Raw genomic sequence first — 23587 nt, 5'->3', positions numbered from 1 at the left:
CAATGCAATGAGCCATCAAAGAATTTATCAGTTATACTACTTAGCCTTGTTATGTATAATTGATTGCGTGACAGTGTATTGCACTTTCAAAAATTCATGATCTATAAATAGTAGATGTTATTACCTATATTGCTTTTACAAACAAATATAAAACAAATTCTCGATAGACCATTTGTAGAAGAGAGGCACAAAAGTTTAATTGTTCAAATATGGAACTTCCTTGAGAAATTAATCACTCAATGTTACTGGCAACCTATACTTTGTCAAATACACTATTTGCCCCATTGTCAGCCACAAAACCCAGATCAAAAAGATAATTATTTCCTTGCAGTTAGCCAGGAAAAAAAGACACAAAATTTTCAGGACATGGCTGCTATCGAAAAACAGGAAATTTTAAATTCACTTAAATCAGATTACCGTCAAATAATTATCAATTATTTTATCAGTGACAAAACACTACCAGAAAAACTTGATAAATTTGTTAATACCCTATTTTATACAGGTATTCCCATACCACAAATTATAGAAATGCACATGGAAGTCATTGATGAATTTTCTAAGCAATTAAGGATGGAAGGCAGAAGTGATGAAACATTGCTCGATTACCGTTTAACCTTAATAGATATTTTGGCACATCTTTGTGAAATTTATCGCTGTTCTGTTGCTAAAATTCCGTTGAATATTCCAAAGTAGAACTTGCATTTGCATTCATGATGAATTAATGCTTGATTGTGTATGTAAAGAATACGGCTTTTGGTCTTTCACCTCTATGTTTTTAGGAGTTTATATTGTATGAATGAAGCTAAAAAAACCTATGTTCTCAAGCTATATGTAGCAGGAAATACCCCTAATTCAATGCGGGCTTTAAAAACCCTCAAAAATATCTTAGAAGAAGAATTTAAAGGAGTTTATGCTTTAAAAGTAATTGATGTCCTGAAAAACCCCCAGTTGGCCGAAGAGGATAAAATACTCGCCACACCAACACTATCAAAAATTCTGCCCCCACCTGTGCGAAAAATTATTGGTGATTTAACAGATAGAGAAAGAGTATTAATTGGGTTGGATCTGCTGTATGAAGAATTGAGTGAAGAATATGGGAAAGAATAACACAAAATGCAGGAGGCAAGAGTAAAGCCGTGGTGTTAGCCATTCTTTGATGAAAATTCGGGAATTCTTTTTACCTGCAATTTGGTATATTTATTTAGTTATTAAAAATAATTAAAAACTTTCTTGATTTTAAAAACCTGGGGTGAATATCCATATTAGACAAACCATGAATAAAAAAGAGCAACCTGAACCCAAAAAAATACCTATTGGTGTCGAAAAAATTCGCACGATGATCGAGGGCTTTGACGATATTAGTCATGGCGGTTTACCTGTTGGTAGAACTACTTTAATTAGTGGAACTTCAGGAACTGGCAAAACTTTATTATCACTGCAATTTCTTTATAATGGCATCACTTACTTCGACGAACCAGGAGTATTTGTCACATTTGAAGAATCACCCAGTGACATTATTAAAAATGCCCATATTTTTGATTGGAATTTACAAGGTTTAATTGATGAAGGTAAATTATTTATTCTCGACGCATCTCCTGATCCTGAAGGTCAAGATATCGTAGGTAATTTTGATTTATCAGCCCTGATTGAACGTTTACAATATGCCATTCGTAAATATAAAGCTAAACGGGTTTCCATTGATTCCATGACCGCCATATTTCAACAATATGAAGCGATAGGAGTAGTCCGGCGAGAAATTTTTCGGTTAGTAGCACGGCTGAAATTATTGAATGTCACCACCATCATTACCACTGAACGGGGTGAAGAATATGGACCAGTAGCATCTTTTGGAGTTGAAGAATTTGTTTCTGATAATGTAATAATTGCTCGTAACGTCTTAGAAGGAGAACGTCGCCGCCGAACTATTGAAATCCTCAAGTTACGGGGAACAACTCACATGAAAGGCGAATATCCCTTCACAATTACCAATGAAGGAGTCAATATATTCCCCTTGGGAGCAATGCGTTTAACACAACGATCTTCTAATGTGCGCGTATCTTCTGGAGTGAAAATTCTTGATGAAATGTGTGGTGGTGGTTTCTTTAAAGATTCGATTATTTTAGCCACAGGAGCTACAGGAACTGGGAAAACTTTATTAGTGAGTAAGTTTATTCAAGATGGCTGTGTTAATGGTGAACGAGCCATATTATTTGCTTATGAAGAATCTCGCGCCCAACTTTCCCGGAATGCTTCTTCCTGGGGAATTGATTTTGAAGAATTAGAACATCAAGGATTACTGAAAATCATTTGTACCTATCCTGAATCCACTGGTTTAGAAGATCACTTACAAATTATTAAATCAGAAATCTCCCATTTCAAACCTGCTCGCATTGCCATTGATTCACTTTCCGCAATGGCTAGAGGCGTTAGTAATAATGCTTTTCGTCAGTTTGTAATTGGGGTGACAGGTTATGCTAAACAAGAAGAAATTACTGGTTTCTTTACCAATACTACAGATCAATTCCTGGGTTCTAATTCCATTACTGACTCCCACATTTCTACGATTACAGACACAATTTTGATGTTACAATATGTAGAAATTCGGGGAGAAATGTCACGGGCAATTAACGTATTTAAAATGCGCGGCTCGTGGCACGATAAGGGAATTCGTGAATATAATATTACGGCAGATGGTCCTGATATTAAAGATTCATTCCGTAACTATGAGCGAATTATTAGTGGTGCGCCTAACCGCGTTACTATAAACGAAAAAGCAGAACTTTCTCGGATTGTCAAACGTTTTGAAGACAAACCGAGTTCAGATGTTTAACACAGGGTATAGTCCGATATTTCTGCCTAAATCTCTAGATCGTGCTATATTTTGTGGTGAAGACAAGTATTCTGCCGCTAAATTAATATTTTTTGTGTGAGGGGATGCGGTGAAAGGACAGCAATTATTCCATTGTTTCTTACCTGGTGTGACAGCAGCAGTATTAACAACTCAGCCCGCTTGGGCTAATGTTATTCAAGTAAGTCAGTTACAGCTAACGTCTTCTCCTAGTGTGTTAATTTCTACTAATAGTGGGAATCCATTCACAGACAATAGCCTACAGCCCAAAAGTAACATTAAAAGTAACCCAGGATTATTACCTGCTAATTATTTCAGTCAAGGTAGTATCCAGCCTATCGGCAACCACAGTCTACCTGTAGTTGTTGCTGACAATTATCTCAGCATTGACGGAGAAAAAATTTCTAAACAAGATCACAGTAGATTTGTCGGTTTTTCTGATTTATCAAATAATAATTTTCTGGCTGTTAGTAATCCACAATCAAGTAATTTAAGTAACTCTGATCACCAAGGTGATGTAGAGGTAGCAAAGTTACTAAAATCTGGTAATTGTCCACAGTCTCAGTCAAAGAGTCAAGCGGCTTTACTTCTTACTTCTAACACCTGCTTACCTCAAAATACTGATACTTGGATAGCACAAACAACTGTTCCTACTACTTCAGAAACCAGTACACCTCCGGCGGAGAATGTAAAGCCTACACCTCCCACCGTGGAGAATGTACAACCTACACCTAGTCAGCCCGTAGATTTTCCTAATGTTTCTAATGATTTGAATCCTAGTCCTAATCCGCTGCTATATCCAACGCAAGCAGAGGAAGTGAAGGTTCAAGGAACTCAGCCAATTAGTTTGTCACAGGCGCTGGAACTGGCTAAACGGAATAATAATGATTTACAAGTGTCTGTACTACAACTGCAACGGAGTAAATCAGTTCTCCGCGAGGCGCAAGCCGCTTTCCTACCCAGTGTAGATTTGAATGCGAATGTTGAGAATAGTCGCACTGTTAGCGATACATTGCGTGTTAAAGGACAACAGGATGCTGGATTATCGGTAGATGATGCTTCTTCTACTACGGCGTTTACTGGTACAGGACAGATAAGATATGATCTTTATACTTCTGGTAGACGTAATGGGGCTATTAAAGAAGCTCAGGAACGGATACGTAAGCAGGAGTTGGATGTGGAAAGGCAATCTGAGCAAATTCGGCTAGATGTATCTAAGGCATATTATGACTTGCAACAAGCTGATGAAAATGTGAGAATTTCCCAGTCAGCTGTAAATAATGCCCAGGCTAGTTTGAAAGATGCAGTGGCTTTAGAACGGGCTGGTGTGGGGACTCGTTTCGATGTGTTGCGATCGCAGGTAAATTTAGCTAACTCCCAACAGGACTTAACTAGTGCCTTTTCTCAACAACAAATTGCCCGCCGTAAGTTAGCACCACTGTTGAATTTGCCCCAGTCAGTGAGTATTACTGCGTCCGATCCTGTCAAATTGGCAGGTTTATGGCAACAGCCACTAGAACAAAGTATCGTTTTGGCTTATCAAAATCGTCCTGAACTACAACAAACTTTAGCAGATCGGAATATTAGTGAGGCTCAAAGAAAACAGGCTTTAGCATCTCTAGGTCCCCAGGTAAGTTTACTCGGTCAGTATAACTTATTCGATCAATTTGATGATGGAACAAGCGTGGTTGATGGTTATTCTGTGAGATTGCAGGCTAGTCTCAATTTATATGATGGGGGAGCAGCAAAAGCCAGAGCAGCCCAATCTAAGACCAATATTGCGATCGCCGAAACTCAGTTTTCTGAACAGCGCAACCAAATCCGCTTTCAAGTAGAACAAGCATATTCTACCCAAGCATCAAATTTGGAAAATGTACAAACTTCTAATGTGGCTTTAGAACAAGCTAAAGAGTCTCTGCGGTTAGCGCGGTTGAGATTCCAAGCCGGTGTCGGGACTCAAACTGATGTAATTAACGCATTAAATGACCTCACCCGTTCTGAAGGTAATCGCGTCAAAGCCATCTTAGATTACAACCGTGCTTTAACAGAATTACAAAGATATGTTACATCCAGGGGTTTAAATCAATTACAGAACTCAGGAGTCAAGTAAGAGGTGATGGGTAAATGGGTCAACTTAAAGCCAGCCAGGGAATAAATTCCCTGTCTAAAAGCTAAAGTCGGTTAAAACCGACTATTTTAGCAAAAATAGGATAACTTTTGATTTTGAGTTAACTAGAGTGCGTTTTAACGCACTTTAGCTTTTAGACCGGAACTTAAGTTCCGGGCGGGTTTGTCAGCCAACAAATAAGCCATTTTTAGCCTAATTTGACACCAATGAAGCTCTTGCTTTACCCCTACCCGCAAAATCAAATAATTAAGCCGTGTTGAGTATACCTATCACTATTCCCAATGTTGTAAAATAGTTTTCAAACCCCGGTCTAGTCAAAAACTCATGACTAAAGTTACATCACAAGAGATTGCAAAATTTCGTTCTCATTTGGTAGATGATCCTCAAGCAATGGAAGCATTAGACTTGATAGAGGATTGCGATGGAGATTTAGAAGATGCGGTAATGACTCTGGCTATTCGGGCTGGACAAGAACCAGAACAAACTAATTCCGATTGGTTAGATGCCTTAGCCAAAAAATGGCGAGCGGTAATTTGTGAACAAGAATATCGAGAAGACTTGTTAAATGGGTCAATTCAAGAGATGATAGTACATCTGAGGACAATACCGAGTTTTCCCAAAAGTCTGGCTACACCCGTTTTAATTTATATTCTTAAACAAGGTGTGAATAATTTTTGTGAGCCTTTGGATTTGCTAAAGTCACATTAATCCTGAATTTTAAAATTGATGAATTATCTTGTTGCTGTATTATCAGATCGCATCCAAGCCGAAGCCGCTGATTTAGCTTTAGAAAGAGAAGGCATAAATGGCACTATTCTCGGTAGAGGATACAAAAGTGCTGATGAGTTTGGTTTAATTGACCCCAAAGAACAGGCGAAAAAACAAGTAAAATTAATGGCGATTTGGTTAGTACCATTTGGCTTTTTTGCTGGTTTTACCTTCAGTCTCATCACTGGTTTAGATACCTTCGCTTGGGCTGGGGAAATCGGAAATCATGTGGTAGGCGGCATCTTGGGCGCTGGTAGCGGTGCCATGGGTAGTGTGTTTGTAGGTGGTGGCGTGGGTTTATTTGAGGGTGGTGGTGATGCTTTACCCTATCGCAATCGTTTAGATGCAGGTAAGTATTTAATTGTGGTGCAAGGTTCGGAAAATCTGACTCGTCAAGCTACTCGTATTTTACGCCAGTTTGAACCAGAAAATATTCAAGGTTATGCGGAAACTAATTAATACATACCAGATCCCCGACTTCTCAAAGAAGTCGGGGATCTATTTGCTCCTGCTCCCTGTCACTCCTATAATTCCATGCTACCTAGAGAAGAACTTTTAAAAGGTGTTGAAAACCGCGATACTGTTGCCCGTGTAATTGATCAAGCAGATCAAGCTATAAAGACCTGGGAAGTGGTATTTACAGATTTTTTGTCTCCGCCGGAGTTAGCGGAAATTCAACGGGTATTTAGCCGCTTAACGGAGGTGCATTCGGTAGCGTGGGGTGGATATCCACAGGCGGAAAGACAAAGGTTAGCGATCGCTCGTGCTGATTTACCATTAGATCAGTCCGAAGTGGCGATTGTGGCTTTAGATATTGCTGGTAATTTCTTGTTTGATACCGCAAATCACCGAGATTTTTTAGGCGCAATGCTGGGAACAGGAATTGTGCGGGAAAAAACGGGAGATGTAATTGTGTTGGGAGAAAGAGGGGCGCAGGTGATTGTTGTCCCTGAATTAGTAGAATTTTTAGAGATGAGTTTGCAACAGGTGCGTTCTGTGCCGGTGAAAACTCGACGCATTGAGATTAATGAGTTAAAAATCCGTGAACCTAAGAAGAAGGAAATGACGACTGTGGAAGCTTCTTTGCGGTTAGATGCGGTGGCTTCGGCTGGGTTTGGGATGTCCCGGAGTAAAATGGTGGATTTGATTGACTCTAATGATGTGCGTGTCAATTGGAAGGAAGTCACTCAAGCCAGTTCCCATGTTAAAACAGGGGATTTAATCGCTATTCGGGGGAAAGGGCGATTGGAAGTTGGGGAAATTGCGGTGACGAAAAAGGATCGCTATCGGGTGCAGTTGACTAGATATATGTAGGATAAAATTTTGGTTTTAGGGATTGACAGATTATGTTTTATATGATAGATTGTTGATCTGTGTTGATTACGGACGGTTAGCTCAGGTGGTTAGAGTACATCGTTGACATCGATGGGGTCGTTGGTTCGAGTCCAATACCGTCCATATTTTTATCTGTGAGTTGTTCGCTAAAGTTTGAGATTGCCACAACGGCAAGTTGATGGTTGAAAAATAGGTGCAATTAGTTCAAATTTAGAATTAGATTACCAAAAAATCGGGTTTAAGTGAAAAATAAAATTTACATTATTACCCACAAATCAAAAAAAACAATAACATAAAAACCCTATTTAGTCGGTTTTAACCGACTTTAGCTATTAGACAGGGAATTTATTCCCTGGCTAAATAACTCATCTCATCATCAGAAAAATATTTAGGTTCTTCCGTACCTGTTATGCCAAATATGAGTTTATTTACCCCATAACCCATATAAATAAAGGGTTTTATTGTTCTTGATACCAAATTTGTTAAAATAACTAATGAATTAACGTAAAATCCTTATATAACAAGAATTTTGGGATTTAAAAAAAATAATTTAGCATAACAAGTACCGAAGATCCCTTTTTAGCTTTAGCCAGCTAGGGTAATGTAACAAATCATAACTAATAATTGGTGTTTTCTCTTTAATTAGGAGGAGTAATTATAATTTTTATATTTTCTTCATGATTACTCAAAACTACCAAAAATATTCAAAAAATCATACTTACGAGAGATTTATTCGTAACTAAAGTAGTTTTTTTACATAAAAAGTGATAATTCCAATACTTCTCTCTAAAATCAAACAATGTATATTATCCACATCTAGCACAGTAGGAAACATCAAGGCAGAAACAAGGTAACGGTAAAAGGTAAATTTACTTCTTTTTACCCTTGTCGTGTCAGAACTTCATCTTGATGTTTCTCTTTTTTTTAATAATTTGTAAATTGTTGTTTTTTTAACCTCTTATTAAGTATTTTTAAATATAAAGCTTTATATGGCAAGCTTATAACTAGATTGGTTATGGATTTTAAAAATGTCGCTGTTAGAAATCAAGTTACCGATTCATGAAACTTTTCAAAGTACAGTTCAGGGAGAAGGATACTGGACTGGTTGCTTAGTAGACTTTATTCGCTTATCAGGTTGTCCAGTCGGTTGTCCCTGGTGCGATACTGGTTATGCTGACCCAGGAGCGAATTTACCACGAGTAGAACGTCCCATAGCTGAACTTCTAGCGGAAATCAAATCTCCCAGAGTGGTAATATCTGGCGGAGAACCATTCATTCACAAGCATTTACCTGACTTAGTTCAAGCTTTATTAGCCGCGGACAAACGAGTTAACATTGAAACATCAGGCTCTTTTTGGCAAGCAGTTTCCCCAGCAGCTTGGATTACTCTATCTCCCAAAGAACATATTAACCCTAAATACCCAGTAAAAAGTCAGTTTTGGAGTCGAGCTAACGAAGTTAAGATAGTCATAGAGACTGGTGGAGAAATTGATTTTTACCAAGAACATCTATCTACTCACCCTAATTTGCTTGTCTACTTACAACCTGAGTGGAACAGTTCGTCGAAATCAATCCCACTGATTTTGCAGATATTACAACAAAAACCTGATTATAAACTATCCTTACAAACACACAAGTATATCGGGGTACAATGACCAATCATCAGTGGCTACTGGCTAAAGAATTCCGCTTTGAAGCAGCACATAAATTACCTTACCATGATGGTAAATGCTCCAGGCTGCATGGACATAGTTGGCGTGGAGTTGTTTATGTAGCTGGTGATACGTTAATAACAAAAGGTGCTAAACAGGGTATGGTAATGGACTATTCAGATATTAAAAAATATCTCAAACCCTTGCTTGAGAATTATTTAGATCACTATTATTTAAATGAATCTATGGGTTTGGAATCACCAACCAGCGAAGCAATTGCTGCTTGGATTTATGAAAAATTAGAACAAGCAGGATTAGCGGGATTAACAGCAGTGAGAATTGATGAAACTTGCACTTCTATCTGTTTGTATTCCAAAACCCGCATATCTGGTTGGTTGAATTCTGGTGAAAGTTTGAATTTACTGCAATCTCGTCAAAATGATGATGGTGTCAAAATCATCTAAACTGGAATTTTTACTCCTGCGCTCCAGCTTGTTTTAATATTGTCCAAATACTGCGATAATTATTGAATTCTGCAATCATTAAAGCAGTATAACCACCCTGATTTTTCAAATCAACATCCGCTCCAGCTTGTAGTAACATTACCACGGCTTGACTATAACCTTCCGCTACAGCCCACATTAAAGCAGTTGCGCCAGCCGAGTTTTGCAAATTCACATTTGCTCCTTGTGCTAATAACAATTGGCATATTTCAGGATAGTTTGCAGCTATGGCTTTGACTAAGGCTGTTTTACCATCATCTGCTAATTTATTAATATCTGCACCATTCTCAAGTAATAGTTTCACAGTTGAGAAATGCCCTTTGGATACTGCTAAGGTAAGAGCAACTTCTCCAAAGTTTTTCTTTTCCATATCTGCCCCCGCGCCCAGTAAAACGGCTACTATTTGACTATATCCCTGGAATGCTGCTATCAATAAAGGTGTATCTCCCAGATGGTTTCTAATTTGCACATCTGCCCCTCGTTGAAGTAATATTTTGACCACATCTATATATTCTTCCACAACCGCAAGATGTAAGGCTGTTTCACCTTCTTTATCTTGATGATTAATTTCCGCACCTGCGTCTAATAAAGCGGTGATAATAGCAGTATTTCCTGTTGCTGCGGCTGCTAATAGTGCTGTTCCATGATCAACATTTTTGATATTGACATCAGCCCCAGATGACAGCAATGCTTGTACTATTTCTAAATAACTTAAATCTGCCGCAATTATTAATCCTGTATCACCTTCTGAATCTTGGCTATTGACAATATTGCTATTTTGTGATAATGCTTTAACAACTGCTGGATGTTTGTGTTTTATTGCCAGTTTTAAGGCGGTATCATTATCTTTGTCGGTAATGCTGATATCAGCACCAGCCGCTAATAAAATTTGCACAATCTCCAGATAACCTTTCAGTGCTGCTATCATTAATGCGGTACTACCATCATCATTGGTAGCATTGACATTTGCCCCTTTAGAGACTAACAATTTGACAACATCTATTTGATTAGCACTAGCAGCCAGCATTAATGCTGTTAAACTATAGGTTTTTCTAGTTAAGTTAATGTTAGCATCGGCATCCAAGAGCGATCGCACAATTTCTGTATAACCCAAATTCGCCGCAAACATCAATGCTGTAGTCCCATTTTCATCGCTAACATCCACTTTAGCACCAGCGGACAGCAGTGCAAATACTCCTTGAATATCACCAGTTTTCACAGCCTTCAGCAACGAGGTATTTTTATTTTCTATCATTGGTTATGTCCTGTTTGGGTAGATGTGACTGATTCCAACTCCAGATTACACTTTGGTAAGATTGAAAAATTTCTACGTAAGAAAAATAAATGTATGCTAAGTTTTATGAAGATTTAATAACCGGAAGTAAAAAATATGGCTTTTGAACTGACTCCAACAATCAGATTCTGGTTGAACTTTGCTCACCCAGTTACTATGTGGGTATTATTAGCACTTTCCTTGTATGCTGCATATTTAGGATTACAAGTACAGCGTACCAGAAATGCTCAGGGAGAAGAAAAGAAAGAACTAATTAAAGGGCGTTACACCATCAAACACCACCAAATTGGTTCTATTATGTTAGCTCTGATGGTAGCCGGTTCCATTGGTGGTATGGCTGTTACCTACATTAATAATGGTAAGTTGTTTGTCGGACCGCATCTATTAGCTGGATTAAGTATGACGGGTTTAATTGCTTTTTCTGCATCCCTATCTCCTTTCATGCAAAAAGGCGCAAATTGGGCGCGGATAACTCATATATTGTTAAATTTTGCTATTTTGGGGCTTTTCATCTGGCAAGCCCTCTCTGGTGTCGAAATTATCCAAAGAATTCTCACGAAAGCGTAGATTGTTAGTTGTCAGTTGTTAGTTGTCAGTTGTTTGTTCCCTGTTCCCTGTTCCCTGTTCCCTGTTCCCTATTTCTTCTGTTTCTTTTGAGGAAAAGGTATATCCAAGGATTGATAAAAGTCTTTTTGTACCTTGTGTGTGAGACCATGGGAAACCTGACGGACAATTTGATTAAGGATGCGATCGCCTGTAGACTGAATTAAAGAATAGGGTAATCGCTGAATAAATCTGGGAAACTGCAACTCAACAACCAAATCCAACTCCCATTCCACCCGTGTAACCCCATCTAAATCACCTATCAATTGTGTTGATGATTTGTAATCCACCTCATAACCAGGTGCTTGATAATCAGGTACAGGAATAGTCCGAATGTGGAATTGACGATTTTGGGGGTTTAGCAACTCCAAGCCAATCTTTGGTTCTACTTCGTAACCAAAAGCACCAAATTTACCCACCGCTAGAGCATAACTATTTTCCCCTAGCGGGAGTACCTTCATGGGTTCTGCACAACGGCCAAACCAGGAAGCATGAGTATTAAAATACTCCTCAACCTGCTCCACAGGTGCATACATTTCCATACTATCTTGATAATTGCCATAAAATTTAGTTGGAGTTGGATGATCTTTTTTAAAACCAGTATCATCTGCTACTTTCCAAGATTGATATTCACTATTGTTTGTCACCATAAATTTATTTTTTGTATATTTTGAAGTTTGTCTATATTCATCATTCCCAATTGAGGGAAGTTTTTTCCCATTAAAATCCAATTTTTACGAAAATCTCAACAATTTGCCATTAACTTCACATAAAATAAATCAACAAGGCAGATTTATATGTATCTACTTAGCATTCCTAATTGACTAACTAGAAAATATCTAGCTTTTTATGACTTTCTTGATAATCGTCATCCAATAGTTGATATTGTAACTAAATAAGCCAATAGGTGATCATAGCAATATTACTGAAGTTTTTAATTTTTCCGAAAGCAAAGTGTAAGTTTTTGTAATTAGTCAAGAGAAGAAATTGAGAGGAGTTGAATTCTGAAAAGCTTTGAACCTAAAGGTGTAGAAAAACTCATTGCTCCCATAGCCTCACTTTTGGGCTTTGTGTACCTATTTCAGTGGTATATTTTTGGAGATATACAATTATCTCCCGAACCCGTATTTACTAGAAAACAGCCTCCCCTAGTCATGAAAGGTGGAGATCCTTATATTCGGGCATTAATGCGAACCATATCTGCCAGCGAAGCTAGTGGTAATCGTCCTTATTCTCTCTTGTATGGTGGTGAACAAATTAATGATCTCAGCCATCATCCTCAAAAATGTGTCACCATCATCACAGGACCGAATACAGGTAATTGTTCCACAGCCGCAGGTAGATATCAAATTATTAATACTACGTGGGATCAAATTGCCCCTCGTTATCACCCAAAACCCGCAAAGATGATGCTTTGGACTAATTATAGCTTTGAAGCAGAGTATCAAGATGTAGTAGTTTACCGTTGGTTGAATGATGCAAAAGTTTGGGGTGTAAATATTCCTAAGCTATTACAGCAACAAAAATTAAATGACGTTTTGCGGAAACTTTCTCCCACATGGACAAGTTTGGGGTACGGGATAGAAAATAATTCTGTTAGTAGTTCCTTACCCAAGATTTATCAGCAAATCTTAACAGAAGAATTAAAGCAAAATCCCGAAATCAAAAGGACAAAATCGGAAAATTAGATCAATCTACAAGAATTTTATTCTTCGCTGTTGCTGATACAGGCATAAATACCTTTGATTGAATAGGTTTTAGCACTTGCAACCCATTTAAATTTTGCAAACAATCTAAAGCTGCTTCCCGAATCATTACTTCTTTTTCCTGACTCAGTAGCAGTTGTAAACATTCCCCGATATCTTGTTGTATTGCCGTATCAACTCGCTGACGGGTAATCAGTTTATTGAGTTGACGTATGGAAAGTAAACGTTTTAAATGATCTTTTTCCGTGAAATTGTTTAACAATTGATCAAGATAATCTTCCTCTTGATTTCCCTGAACACTGAATATTTGCCACACCAACAAAATTAAAGTTAATAGCGTTCCCATTCCTTGAACAATAGCACCAGCAGCTAACCAATGACTAGGAGCATCAACCCAAATTGCCGAAGCCATATAAGTTATCACAGTCGCAATCCCACCACTAGCAACAGAATAAGCTAACCGACTGTTAGTGCTACTCATTAACTTACGTATTTCTAGCCAGCGCAATTGCCAATTCCATTTTTGCACTGAGTAAGTAAATACCATGCTCCCAATGCCAACAATAACAGCTAATAGTAATTGCCAACTCCACAGCAGCATAGCCACAATAATTGTTAACAATCCCAGCAAAACACCAGGTTCATAAAAATGTTTAAAAATCTGCTGTTTTTGGCTTGCTGTCTTAATTTCTGAAATTTGATTGATGAATTGTTTCCAAGACGACGAAGCCTGTGCCACAGTATTTACCCACTTAATTACAAAATTATAAATGTATTTTTTTTACTAATTTTGAGGATGAAATCAGGAGAATTTCACCCTTAAATATAATGCTATTTATCCTGTAATCGAATATCAATTACAGACGCATTGAAGTTATAGTTAAAACCTTCCAATTCAAAAGGCATTCCAATTTTCACTTTGCTATTACCAAGAACAGGCCCATCTTTAGTGACTGTAGCTTGTCCTTCTAAAGTCAAGAGAAAATCTGTACTAAAGTTAATTTTTCTAGGATCTGGTAATTCTTTCACAGAACCATCTGGTTGACCAATTGTCAGTGTTCTCTCTAACTGCTCAACCGATTTAATCCCAATTTGACCATAGGGTTGATTACGGATAATCACATTAGTTTTACCACCTTTTGTGAATCCTTCTTTAACTAACTGTTGAGGATTACGAACATTGAGTCCACGTACCAACAAATCTACCTCAATGGGTACTGTTTTCGCACCCACTTGAGCCACAGAACCAGAAGTACCAGGGAAAATAAAGATACCCACTATCACTAGCAAAATTACTAATGCAGCCCCTAAATCTAATAGGTTAATTTTACCGAACAAGCGACCTTTAGAATCTAAAATAGCCATAATCAGGTTTGGATAAGTTGCAGTTAAGTTTTCAGCTAAGTAATTGATTGTACCGTCAAGTTTTTTCAAATGATCCACAATCTTGATCACTGAATCAGAATTGACAGAAACTAGACATTATGGTTATGCGACAGTTTATCATGATTGCAGGAGATTCAGTGTCATAGTAGCAGTAAGTTATTTGAATTGACTATTTGCCCTATCTGGAGTTGAAAATGCAACTTAGTAAACTGAAAATTCGTCCTCTAATTTTAAGTTCTCACACCAATCTCATATAACTCGATTATGATTAACTCGCAAGGAATTTGGACAAATTATCGTTTGTGGCAGCGGCGCTGTTTGTATCCGTTCATTTCTGTAAGCGTTGCTTTAACTGTGTGCCTGAGTACACAATTATCAAGTAAAGCTATAGGTTTTAGCGATCTGATCCGTATAGTCCCACAAGTAACCCAGATATTTAATCTATCTAATATATCCGATCGCCAGGAAGTTGATCTTGGGCAGCAAATAAATCAAGAAATACAGCAAGAAGTCAGAATTTCTCGTAATTCACAACTAAACAGCTATGTTGAACAAATCGGTAGACGTTTAGCAGCTAATAGCACTCGTCCAAATATTCCCTATACTTTTCAAGTAGTCGAAGATCCTGCTGTTAATGCCTTTGCAACTGCCGGTGGTTTTATTTATGTGAATACAGGTTTGTTAAAAACAGCAGACAATGAAGCCGAATTTGCCAGTGTATTAGCTCATGAAATGGGACATATCGAAGGCAAACATTTAATTAAACAAATGCGACAACAAGCTATAGCCAGTGGTGTAGCTACCGTATCCGGTTTAGATAAAAGCAAGGCAGTAGGAATTGGCGTGCAACTCGCCCTTAATCTTCCCCGCAGTCGCCAAGACGAATTTGATGCTGATAAAAGAGGATTAGCAAACATAACCCGCACTGGTTATGCTCAGTCAGCAATGGTTTCTTTTATGAAAAAGCTACAAAGAAGTAGCTCCGTACCTACATTTTTAAGTACACATCCAGGGGCGAGCGATCGCGTAATCTCCCTGCAAAATCAGATTAAAAATCAACCAAGTAGTCAAAATCATGGTTTAGATAATCCGGTATATCAAAGCAAAATGAGAGCATTTTTGCCATAATTATGCTCGTTTTCTATGACGGCGGCTACCTGCGAACTCTTGTGGCTGAACAATTGTCATCACCTCTTCCCAAGCCACAGTCCGCACAGCCCTACTGAACACATTGGCCTGATAAACCAACTTATTCGTAATATCCAGCCCCGTCAACCAACCACTACGGGGATGATAAGCGCCAGTATCAATATCTAACCAGCCCTGGCCCTGTGCCAAATTACCAGGAGCCACACCAGGTAAAGTAAAAGTTATAGTATGACCAACTATAATCAACTTATCTGCAAAATATGGTTTCTCTATCCGATGAAACTCATCCCTAATCCAGCATAATTCTTCCGCCGTCTGTTCTTGGACACTCTTTTCTGGATCAACACCTGCATGAGTTAACCAAAAATCTCCCAAATCTAAATATGTGGGCAAACTCTCAAACCAATCCAGATGTTGTTTAGGAATTGTTGCAGATTGGTAACTAGCAATAGTAGCCTGTCCTCCACTGTATAACCACGTTTGCATATTTGTGGACGAAGTATTCTTACCAGTCATGATATTTAATAACATCTGCTCATGATTACCTAGCAAACAAGGGTAATCATTTTCTTTAACAAACTCAACTACTTGGGCGCTTTTTGGACCACGATCAATTAAGTCTCCCAAAAAATATACTTGATCCTCTGATGTAGGCGCTATTTTTGCCAACAGCAACATCAAACATTCATAGTGTCCATGCACATCACCAATAACAACCCTGCGTTGACTAATTTCGCTCATTTGCTTCTAGCTTAAATGAATTAGCTGAATATTTCGACTAAACTTTGATTGGTCTAATTTTCGTTTAAAAGGTCAAGAAAACTTGACTAAGTTATGATTTCTTTAATAATTATGTAGACATTTGGTTAACTTGCCAAGTTCCCATATAAATAATTACTAACACCCAAGACTCCTATCATACACAAATTTTCATGCTTAAGTAGGCTCGTTCTCGGTAACAAAATATAACAAGCATCAGTTTTGGTTGAGTCGAGGGGGAATATTATTTCCCGCCCCTCTCAGTTAGATCCGTGCGTACCCGTTTCCGTGTACACGGCTCCCGATGTTCTTAGCTTTCGCTTTTGCTCATGTGAATATAATCGTGGCAACTTTCGTGAATAGCTAGAAGGTTTTTAGTTTTCCAGTTTTGGTGGTTTCCATCTATATGATGTAAATGTACCTTCTCGTCACTGAGCATTTTTAACCCACAATGACCACATTTATGGTTTTGCCGTTTGAGGGCTTTAGAGGTATGATTGTCATAGAGCTTGCTGTTACGCTCGCTCCAGTAGCTCAAATCTCCGTCGTAGGGTGATTTCTCTCCTTTGACATTGATGTGTTTATGTTCGGAATAAGGAACTGATGGAAACGCCTTATCTAGTAATTTCTTGCTAGTGTAGCGGTTTTGCTTGGTTTCCTTATTGAATACCTTGAATGCTCTTGTTTCGATGTGGTATAGCGAGTTACGCGACCCGTCCATCTTGCAGAAGCGGTGGTAATTCCTCCAGCCTCTAACTACAGGGGCTAATTTCTCAGCCTTTGTGGTAGCACCATAATTCGAGTTGTTGACGATGAATTTTACTTTCTTGCGAAAAGTTTTATAATTGTCCACTGATGGGACGCATCTGAACTTTCCGTTTTTCTGGACTTTAAAGTGCCAGCCGAGGAAATCGAACCCATCTGTCGCGGCGGTTAGCTTTGTCTTTTTCTCACTGACTTTCATTCCCCGTTCTGCTAGGAACTGACTGATTTTGTCAAGTATTTCTGTGGCATCGTCTTGGGGTCTGAGTATTATCACCATGTCATCCGCATAACGGATTGTTGGTTCAACAATACTCTCCTTTGAGGTTTTGTCTGTAATTCTGTAGTTAGACATCGCATGATATCTATGAATACTTTCAATCCCATTCAAAGCGATGTTAGCTAAAAGTGGACTTACCACACCCCCTTGAGGTGTTCCTTGTTCGGGAAATTCTGGATTAACTCCGGCTTTGAGACAGCGGAATATTCCCTGTTTTATGCTATAAGGAGCTATGAGTTTATCCATGATGGCGGTGTGATTTATCCGGTCGAAACATTTTTCGATATCGAGTTCTATAACCCTTTTATCTATTCCGTTGGCTTTTGAGTTTAGATTATTGAACAAGACTTTCTGTGCGTCATGGGCTGAACGTCCTGTCCTAAAACCGTAGCTCCTGGCGTGGAAAGTTGCCTCGTGGGCTGGTTCTAATGCGTATTTAACAAGGCATTGATACGCCCTATCTGCAATAGTGGGGACTTTGAGAATCCGGGTTTTGCCGTCCTTTTTAGGGATGGGTATTTCACGTAATCCCTGGTGTTTCCAGTCGTTACATTCGGTTTTGAGCTTTTCACTCAATTGAAACCTTTGTTCAAATGTGAGCGCGGTTTTCCCGTCTATTCCTGCGGTCTTTTTCCCAGTATTTAGCTGTGTTACTTGACGGATAGCCAGTAATCTCGCTGCGGTTGATTTCAGAATCAGCTTTTGTAGGGACTTTGCTTTACGCTTGTCTCCAACTTGAACCGCTTTATACACGCGCTTTTGTAGGCGGAATAAGTTACGGCGGAATTTCTTCCAGGGTAACGTCTTCCAAGATTCACTAGAGTTGTCTCTGTGTCTAATCATGCTCTGCTCCAGTCTGTGTATTCTGAACACCTCAGACCAATTACGGTCTGTCCTACCCGAATTGAGGGAGTTCCGCTGCTCGTCCAGCCTACTTAGGGAACGAATCCGCCCTTAGACCCTCAACCCGTTTTTATTCGTTCCCTCGGTTGATTGTTCGTTCCGTTAGGTGTAGCCAATTCAACTGCCGGATTCCCTAGACTCTTGCCGATACTAGCTTAAACGTTCGGCGGGAATTAACTCCAATGAAGTCAGGTGTTGTTGTTGTGTCCTGCTTAGATGTAAGTTGCTTTTTTTAGGCTCTGTTTCACCATGGGAACTCCCCGTTAGCACCAGTGTCACCCCACAACGGATGTCTGATTGCGCCCTGTTCCCAGCTTCGACCTCCCGAAACCGAGTCGGGTCATCGTGGGCAGGTAGGGATTCATACCTGAGTCTGGTAGATGGGACTTTCACCCATATCAGACCGAGAGTTCAACCTTTTTCCATGATTGGATTGGGTTGGTTAGCTTATGTACGGGCTGGATACCGTGATTCAACTAACAACGAATCGCACTAATCTTCATCTTGCAATAACCACAAACCACTATAAGTCATTCCCGAATCATCTGGTTGCACCAATAAAAAATGCAATCCCTGACTTAGCTGTTTTCGCTCTTGATATAACTTCCCAGCAGCAGTAACTTCCTCATCTGTAAAAGTCGCCAAAACCCACCTATCTAGCAAACCAGCTTCTAATACCAACCCATCAGGCGCACCACCAATATAGTTTAATGATACAGGATTACTTTCCTTTAACCACTGCGCTAAACGCATAGATTTTCGTCCACCGTAAATCACTACACCAGGGATAGGTACTGTTGAAGCTAAACCCAGATTAATTGGTTTGAGAAAATCTGGTATTTGCAAAAAAGGAATTGGTCGTTCTGTAAACTCATCCACAATATCACCAGATGGAATCGTCGCAAACCGCCATTCTTCCCCCCAGAGATTTTCCGGTAATGGTAATGGAGGTAGTTTATCTACAATTACAGGATATTGTTTCGCTGTTAACCACTGTTTTAACGCTAAAGTTCTCCGAGTAGCTTCAACATAAATACCTAGATTATTTCCCGCAGTTGTGATTAAACTTAAAGACTGAGGACGAAATACTTGAATTACATCTGGTAACTTTTCCTGACCAGCTAATTGTAATTGTTGGGCGACCCAAGTAGAATTAGCCTGGGATTGGGGACAACTGGCTGTAAATTCAAAACTGCGAGTTGGATCACAGACTAATAATTCCCATAATATTTGCTCTTCAACATTTTGTAGCGGAATACGATAAAAATCAGCTTGCCAAATCAGACTCATTCCCTACTCCATAAAAATTAAATAACTCAAAACCGAATTTAGCAAGTTTACTTTTTAACTAAATTCCTGGCAAATTCTATCGCTGCTTCTACTGTAGAAATTTTCCCCTCAGCTTGAGCAACACCAACCTCCATTAATAATTCACCTATCAATGGTGAAGCGGGAATGTTTAACGCCATCATCATGTCTTTACCATTGAGTAAAGGAATAGGATGAGCAACTGCATCGTTTTTGTCAAGATAACGCTTGATTAAAGGTTCATAAGTAACAAACATACTTTCTTCAAACATTCCCTTAGCTACAATATCATTTGCTAAAGCTAATACCAAGACAGCCGGAAATAAACTTCCCATTTCCCGAAACAAAAAATACTGTTTTCGCAAAGGCATCTTTACCGCTTTTATTTCCGAAAATAGTCTTAATCCCGTTGTCACAGCCCGAATTTCTGCCCGACTATAGGTAAGTTCCTGTAATTCGATTTCGGCAATTTCTGGCTTTGAGTCAACCAGACAAGCAAGTTTAGCAGTAGCTAACCAAGAAGTTTTCACAGTCTCCCGTACATAATTTGCTAATTCTTCTCCTAGTTGTTGCCAATTTTCACTAATTAAAGTATAAGCTTGATCAACAGCAGTTAACTTAATAAAACTTTCCTCAGTCGCGTTTTTAAAGAAACTAGTCAAAACACCATCTTTCCAAGCAGCATTTAGCCAAAATGTCCCTTGAGAATTTGCCAACAAATAACCAATTTCTACCCGTACTCGTTCCGCTGCCACTTGATTAATACTTTTTGCTAAACTGCGAATTGTCTCTTGAGTAGCTGGTTCAATAGTAAAACCAAGTTGGGCAGCTTGACGATAAGCCCGCATTAACCGCAAAGGATCATTTTGCAGATTTACAGGTGATATCATTCTTAATAGACTAGATTCTATATCCTTAAATCCTTCCAGAGGATCAATAATTTCTTGAGTATGGGGATTATAAGCGATCGCATTAATAGTAAAATCCCTTCTATGCAAATCCGTAATTAAACTTTCTCCCTCCTGTTGAGCAAAATCAGCCGTAGCATGAGGAAACACCACACGGGCAATTTGTCTTTCGGCATCAAGTAACACAAAACCAGCTTGATAACGTTGAGCAATCTTTCTCGCTACCTTCACCGCATCCGCTGGGATAATAAAATCTAAATCCACATATTCCCGCACCCTACCCAAAATCGCATCACGCACCGCACCACCCACCATATAAACAGGTTGTGGCAAATATTCCAGACTAAAAGGCCAATTTTTGGCAGCGAGACGAGAAACAACTAATTCATCCATGATCATAAAAATCAACCTAGTAACCAATGCCGATTATTTTGCATTAAGCTACATTAACTATAAAGCTTCCCAAAGTTGGTTCTATTATGTGTATTTGCGTGAATTGCCACTATGTAGACCGCTGCGTCACCTACAACGCCGTAGAAACCCAGCACCAACAGCCACACCTGACAGAAACACCAGATTTTGACCCCAACGAACCCTCCATCAACGTCAATATTCGCACACAAGGCGAAATCATTGAAATGGAATGGGACGTTGTTGGTTGTCTCAGCTTCAAATCAGAAATAGGTAAATGGTCCAAATTACGTCCAGGTGAATTAGTCCCGACATAACTGAGAGTAGTTTCTGAAATGTTGCTGAATATTCACACTCGAAATCAGCAACACCAATTCTTATTCATGTTTTCCCCTCCAATCCTTAATTCTGCTGTATTATTTATCAGAAAAATATATTTGCATTTACCTTGACAAAGATAATTAAACATCTCTCACCGGATAAATACGCCTTAGCATTGCATACCACCACACCAGAACTCGGTTTAGCAATTAGCAACTTTACAGATTATCCCCAATCTCAAGTTTGGAACTTAGGACGTGACTTATCCAGTCATATCCATAAATACCTAATTGAAGTGATTAAACCACGAACCTGGGCAGACCTAGAATTTATCGCCGTAGCCCAAGGTCCTGGTGGTTTTACAGGAACTCGCATCGGAGTTGTCACCGCGCGGACACTAGCACAACAGCTAAACATTCCAGTATTTACAGTTTCCACCCTAGCCGCATTAGCTTGGCAAGCCCATAAAGCCCAAAAAAATTGCCAACAGCCAATAATTGCCGTAGAAATGCCAGCACAGAGGGGACAAGTTTTTGGTGCTGTTTATCAACCCAACCCTGATAATTCTGGCATTACTGCTCTATTACCAGATACAGTATTCACCCCAACCGCATGGCAAGAAACCCTAGCAGTCCAATCTTCTGAGCATACAAGTTATCAATTAATTTCCGCCACATCCCAGTTAGCAGCCACCGTTAACAGTATTTTGGAATTAGCATATTTAGATTGGCAGCACGGTAAAAATCCCCATTGGTCTGAGGCTCTTCCTTATTATGGACAACATCCTGTAGATATTTGATGATTATCGAAATCCTCCTAATCCTTACCAAATAAAGCTTATAGCTAAAAATAAGCATTAAATTTCCCCTCCCAAAAAAATATTTTCCCAACCCCCTTGACAGGAAAAGGAAGGATTGCTATATTAGTTAAGTGCCGGGGAGATAAAACAACTCACGGCAACTGAACCGAGAAAAAATAATACTTTGAAAGAATAGATTAAACCAATCCTCGTCGTCAAGATAATTGAAAGAGGATTCGAGATTTTAACTAATTTCGGAGCCGACAAACTCGAAAGAAACAAAATGGAGAGTTTGATCCTGGCTCAGGATGAACGCTGGCGGTATGCTTAACACATGCAAGTCGAACGGAATCTTTAGGGATTTAGTGGCGGACGGGTGAGTAACGCGTAAGAATCTACCTTCAGGTTGGGGACAACCACTGGAAACGGTGGCTAATACCGAATGTGCCGAGAGGTGAAAGGCTTGCTGCCTGAAGAAGAGCTTGCGTCTGATTAGCTAGTTGGTGGGGTAAGAGCCTACCAAGGCGACGATCAGTAGCTGGTCTGAGAGGATGATCAGCCACACTGGGACTGAGACACGGCCCAGACTCCTACGGGAGGCAGCAGTGGGGAATTTTCCGCAATGGGCGAAAGCCTGACGGAGCAATACCGCGTGAGGGAGGAAGGCTCTTGGGTTGTAAACCTCTTTTCTCAGGGAAGAAAAAAATGACGGTACCTGAGGAATAAGCATCGGCTAACTCCGTGCCAGCAGCCGCGGTAATACGGAGGATGCAAGCGTTATCCGGAATGATTGGGCGTAAAGGGTCCGCAGGTGGCATTGTATGTCTGCTGTTAAAGAGTTTGGCTCAACCAAATCAAAGCAGTGGAAACTACAAAGCTAGAGTATGGTCGGGGCAGAGGGAATTCCTGGTGTAGCGGTGAAATGCGTAGATATCAGGAAGAACACCGGTGGCGAAGGCGCTCTGCTAGGCCAAAACTGACACTGAGGGACGAAAGCTAGGGGAGCGAATGGGATTAGATACCCCAGTAGTCCTAGCCGTAAACGATGGATACTAGGTGTAGCTCGTATCGACCCGAGCTGTACCGTAGCTAACGCGTTAAGTATCCCGCCTGGGGAGTACGCAGGCAACTGTGAAACTCAAAGGAATTGACGGGGGCCCGCACAAGCGGTGGAGTATGTGGTTTAATTCGATGCAACGCGAAGAACCTTACCAAGGCTTGACATGTCACGAATCCCGGCGAAAATGAGATGTTGGGTTAAGTCCCGCAACGAGCGCAACCCTCGTTTTTAGTTGCCAGCATTAAGTTGGGCACTCTAGAGAGACTGCCGGTGACAAACCGGAGGAAGGTGGGGATGACGTCAAGTCAGCATGCCCCTTACGTCTTGGGCTACACACGTACTACAATGCTCCGGACAAAGGGCAGCTACACAGCGATGTGATGCGAATCTCATAAACCGGAGCTCAGTTCAGATCGAAGGCTGCAACTCGCCTTCGTGAAGGAGGAATCGCTAGTAATTGCAGGTCAGCATACTGCAGTGAATTCGTTCCCGGGCCTTGTACACACCGCCCGTCACACCATGGAAGTTGGTCACGCCCGAAGTCGTTACCCCAACCTTTTGGAGGGGGATGCCTAAGGTAGGACTGATGACTGGGGTGAAGTCGTAACAAGGTAGCCGTACCGGAAGGTGTGGCTGGATCACCTCCTTTTAGGGAGACCTAATCCATTTAGAATTTCGACAGCAATGAAAATTGCTAATAGAGC

General features: G+C 39.8%; 22 protein-coding genes, 1 tRNA gene and 1 rRNA gene. 16 read left to right on the top strand and 8 right to left on the bottom strand.

From position 1 onward, the window contains the following. Window positions 1-114 precede the first annotated feature (114 nt). The 10 genes from FJR06_RS00520 (at window position 115) to queD (ending at window position 9195) form a co-directional block, all read left to right on the top strand. Window positions 115-693: a circadian clock protein KaiA gene (locus tag FJR06_RS00520; RefSeq protein WP_015081528.1), complete on the top strand. Its 579-nt coding sequence runs from the start codon at window positions 115-117 to the stop codon at window positions 691-693. A 99-nt stretch (window positions 694-792) separates the two neighbouring features. Further along, a complete protein-coding gene (gene kaiB, locus FJR06_RS00515; RefSeq protein ID WP_015081529.1) occupies window positions 793-1107 on the top strand; it encodes a circadian clock protein KaiB in 315 nt (104 codons plus the stop codon). A gap of 166 nt (window positions 1108-1273) precedes the next feature. Next, entirely contained in the window at window positions 1274-2830 is a 1557-nt protein-coding gene (kaiC, locus tag FJR06_RS00510) for a circadian clock protein KaiC (RefSeq protein ID WP_148765326.1), read from the top strand. Window positions 2831-2939: 109 nt separating this feature from the next. Next, window positions 2940-4958: a TolC family protein gene (locus FJR06_RS00505; protein WP_168650297.1), complete on the top strand. Its 2019-nt coding sequence runs from the start codon at window positions 2940-2942 to the stop codon at window positions 4956-4958. Window positions 4959-5300: 342 nt separating this feature from the next. Then, the gene (locus tag FJR06_RS00500) at window positions 5301-5684 is read left to right on the top strand and encodes a hypothetical protein (protein WP_168650295.1); all 384 of its coding nucleotides are present in this window, start codon (window positions 5301-5303) and stop codon (window positions 5682-5684) included. Between the two features lie 18 nt (window positions 5685-5702). After that, on the top strand, window positions 5703-6203 hold the full coding sequence (locus FJR06_RS00495; RefSeq protein WP_015081533.1) for a hypothetical protein: 501 nt from the start codon (window positions 5703-5705) through the stop codon (window positions 6201-6203). Between the two features lie 75 nt (window positions 6204-6278). Continuing rightward, entirely contained in the window at window positions 6279-7058 is a 780-nt protein-coding gene (locus FJR06_RS00490; protein WP_015081534.1) for a photosystem II S4 domain protein, read from the top strand. A gap of 70 nt (window positions 7059-7128) precedes the next feature. Further along, window positions 7129-7202: transfer RNA gene (locus FJR06_RS00485), tRNA-Val, on the top strand. A 905-nt stretch (window positions 7203-8107) separates the two neighbouring features. Next, window positions 8108-8734 (top strand): 7-carboxy-7-deazaguanine synthase QueE, encoded by a 627-nt coding sequence (locus FJR06_RS00480; RefSeq protein ID WP_015081536.1) that lies wholly within the window; start codon window positions 8108-8110, stop codon window positions 8732-8734. Beyond that, on the top strand, window positions 8731-9195 hold the full coding sequence (gene queD, locus FJR06_RS00475; protein ID WP_015081537.1) for a 6-carboxytetrahydropterin synthase QueD: 465 nt from the start codon (window positions 8731-8733) through the stop codon (window positions 9193-9195). Before FJR06_RS00480 ends, queD begins: the two co-directional genes overlap by 4 nt. Before the next feature lie 10 nt (window positions 9196-9205). On the opposite strand, the gene FJR06_RS00470 is transcribed toward queD, so the two are convergent. Beyond that, entirely contained in the window at window positions 9206-10489 is a 1284-nt protein-coding gene (locus FJR06_RS00470) for an ankyrin repeat domain-containing protein (protein WP_168650292.1), read from the bottom strand. A gap of 135 nt (window positions 10490-10624) precedes the next feature. On the opposite strand from FJR06_RS00470, the gene FJR06_RS00465 reads away from it, so the two are divergent. After that, entirely contained in the window at window positions 10625-11095 is a 471-nt protein-coding gene (locus tag FJR06_RS00465) for a DUF4079 domain-containing protein (RefSeq protein WP_015081539.1), read from the top strand. Window positions 11096-11163: 68 nt separating this feature from the next. On the opposite strand, the gene FJR06_RS00460 is transcribed toward FJR06_RS00465, so the two are convergent. Beyond that, window positions 11164-11781 carry a DUF1997 domain-containing protein gene (locus FJR06_RS00460; protein ID WP_168650290.1) on the bottom strand — a complete coding sequence of 206 codons (618 nt, stop codon included), beginning with the start codon at window positions 11779-11781 and terminating at the stop codon, window positions 11164-11166. 351 nt (window positions 11782-12132) lie between these two features. Between FJR06_RS00460 and FJR06_RS00455 the strand changes: the two genes are divergently transcribed. Further along, entirely contained in the window at window positions 12133-12819 is a 687-nt protein-coding gene (locus FJR06_RS00455; RefSeq protein ID WP_015081541.1) for a glycoside hydrolase family protein, read from the top strand. A gap of 1 nt (window position 12820) precedes the next feature. On the opposite strand, the gene FJR06_RS00450 is transcribed toward FJR06_RS00455, so the two are convergent. Both FJR06_RS00450 and FJR06_RS00445 read right to left on the bottom strand, forming a co-directional pair. Beyond that, window positions 12821-13576, bottom strand: a complete 756-nt coding sequence (locus tag FJR06_RS00450) for an ABC transporter ATP-binding protein (protein WP_168650288.1) — start codon at window positions 13574-13576, stop codon at window positions 12821-12823. A gap of 92 nt (window positions 13577-13668) precedes the next feature. Beyond that, entirely contained in the window at window positions 13669-14202 is a 534-nt protein-coding gene (locus tag FJR06_RS00445; RefSeq protein WP_015081543.1) for a DUF4330 domain-containing protein, read from the bottom strand. Between the two features lie 285 nt (window positions 14203-14487). Here FJR06_RS00445 and FJR06_RS00440 point away from each other — a divergent pair, with 285 nt between their 5' ends. Then, the gene (locus FJR06_RS00440; protein ID WP_015081544.1) at window positions 14488-15351 is read left to right on the top strand and encodes a M48 family metallopeptidase; all 864 of its coding nucleotides are present in this window, start codon (window positions 14488-14490) and stop codon (window positions 15349-15351) included. Here the strand turns inward: FJR06_RS00440 and FJR06_RS00435 are convergent, their stop codons facing one another. The 4 genes from FJR06_RS00435 to FJR06_RS00420 form a co-directional block, all read right to left on the bottom strand. Continuing rightward, window positions 15352-16113, bottom strand: coding sequence for a metallophosphoesterase family protein (locus FJR06_RS00435; RefSeq protein WP_015081545.1), 762 nt, complete (start codon window positions 16111-16113; stop codon window positions 15352-15354). Window positions 16114-16441: 328 nt separating this feature from the next. Further along, complete coding sequence (locus FJR06_RS00430) at window positions 16442-18016, bottom strand: reverse transcriptase domain-containing protein (protein WP_168650286.1); 1575 nt, start codon at window positions 18014-18016, stop codon at window positions 16442-16444. Between the two features lie 552 nt (window positions 18017-18568). Beyond that, window positions 18569-19366, bottom strand: coding sequence for a Tab2/Atab2 family RNA-binding protein (locus FJR06_RS00425; protein ID WP_015081547.1), 798 nt, complete (start codon window positions 19364-19366; stop codon window positions 18569-18571). 47 nt (window positions 19367-19413) lie between these two features. Then, window positions 19414-20685, bottom strand: coding sequence for a CCA tRNA nucleotidyltransferase (locus FJR06_RS00420; protein ID WP_041458547.1), 1272 nt, complete (start codon window positions 20683-20685; stop codon window positions 19414-19416). An 86-nt stretch (window positions 20686-20771) separates the two neighbouring features. On the opposite strand from FJR06_RS00420, the gene FJR06_RS00415 reads away from it, so the two are divergent. The 3 genes from FJR06_RS00415 to FJR06_RS00405 all read left to right on the top strand — a co-directional run bounded on the left by FJR06_RS00415 (window position 20772) and on the right by FJR06_RS00405 (window position 23532). Then, window positions 20772-21020 (top strand): Ycf34 family protein, encoded by a 249-nt coding sequence (locus FJR06_RS00415; RefSeq protein ID WP_015081549.1) that lies wholly within the window; start codon window positions 20772-20774, stop codon window positions 21018-21020. Window positions 21021-21151: 131 nt separating this feature from the next. After that, window positions 21152-21823 (top strand): tRNA (adenosine(37)-N6)-threonylcarbamoyltransferase complex dimerization subunit type 1 TsaB, encoded by a 672-nt coding sequence (gene tsaB, locus FJR06_RS00410; protein WP_015081550.1) that lies wholly within the window; start codon window positions 21152-21154, stop codon window positions 21821-21823. A 280-nt stretch (window positions 21824-22103) separates the two neighbouring features. Then, window positions 22104-23532: ribosomal RNA gene (locus tag FJR06_RS00405) — 16S ribosomal RNA — on the top strand. Window positions 23533-23587 lie beyond the last annotated feature (55 nt).

This window comes from Dolichospermum sp. UHCC 0352 (assembly GCF_009711925.1).
Classification (GTDB): Bacteria; Cyanobacteriota; Cyanobacteriia; order Cyanobacteriales; family Nostocaceae; genus Dolichospermum; species Dolichospermum lemmermannii.
This window is presented reverse-complemented; position numbering and strand designations above follow the sequence as displayed.

Coding starts and splice junctions, on each gene's coding strand:
- FJR06_RS00520 (WP_015081528.1), top strand. CDS start 115: ATGTTATTACCTATATTGCTTTTACAAACAAATATAAAACAAATTCTC.
- kaiB (WP_015081529.1), top strand. CDS start 793: ATGAATGAAGCTAAAAAAACCTATGTTCTCAAGCTATATGTAGCAGGA.
- kaiC (WP_148765326.1), top strand. CDS start 1,274: ATGAATAAAAAAGAGCAACCTGAACCCAAAAAAATACCTATTGGTGTC.
- FJR06_RS00500 (WP_168650295.1), top strand. CDS start 5,301: ATGACTAAAGTTACATCACAAGAGATTGCAAAATTTCGTTCTCATTTG.
- FJR06_RS00495 (WP_015081533.1), top strand. CDS start 5,703: ATGAATTATCTTGTTGCTGTATTATCAGATCGCATCCAAGCCGAAGCC.
- FJR06_RS00490 (WP_015081534.1), top strand. CDS start 6,279: ATGCTACCTAGAGAAGAACTTTTAAAAGGTGTTGAAAACCGCGATACT.
- FJR06_RS00480 (WP_015081536.1), top strand. CDS start 8,108: ATGTCGCTGTTAGAAATCAAGTTACCGATTCATGAAACTTTTCAAAGT.
- queD (WP_015081537.1), top strand. CDS start 8,731: ATGACCAATCATCAGTGGCTACTGGCTAAAGAATTCCGCTTTGAAGCA.
- FJR06_RS00470 (WP_168650292.1), bottom strand. CDS start 10,489: ATGATAGAAAATAAAAATACCTCGTTGCTGAAGGCTGTGAAAACTGGT.
- FJR06_RS00465 (WP_015081539.1), top strand. CDS start 10,625: ATGGCTTTTGAACTGACTCCAACAATCAGATTCTGGTTGAACTTTGCT.
- FJR06_RS00460 (WP_168650290.1), bottom strand. CDS start 11,781: ATGGTGACAAACAATAGTGAATATCAATCTTGGAAAGTAGCAGATGAT.
- FJR06_RS00445 (WP_015081543.1), bottom strand. CDS start 14,202: ATGGCTATTTTAGATTCTAAAGGTCGCTTGTTCGGTAAAATTAACCTA.
- FJR06_RS00440 (WP_015081544.1), top strand. CDS start 14,488: ATGATTAACTCGCAAGGAATTTGGACAAATTATCGTTTGTGGCAGCGG.
- FJR06_RS00435 (WP_015081545.1), bottom strand. CDS start 16,113: ATGAGCGAAATTAGTCAACGCAGGGTTGTTATTGGTGATGTGCATGGA.
- FJR06_RS00430 (WP_168650286.1), bottom strand. CDS start 18,016: ATGATTAGACACAGAGACAACTCTAGTGAATCTTGGAAGACGTTACCC.
- FJR06_RS00425 (WP_015081547.1), bottom strand. CDS start 19,366: ATGAGTCTGATTTGGCAAGCTGATTTTTATCGTATTCCGCTACAAAAT.
- FJR06_RS00420 (WP_041458547.1), bottom strand. CDS start 20,685: ATGGATGAATTAGTTGTTTCTCGTCTCGCTGCCAAAAATTGGCCTTTT.
- FJR06_RS00415 (WP_015081549.1), top strand. CDS start 20,772: ATGTGTATTTGCGTGAATTGCCACTATGTAGACCGCTGCGTCACCTAC.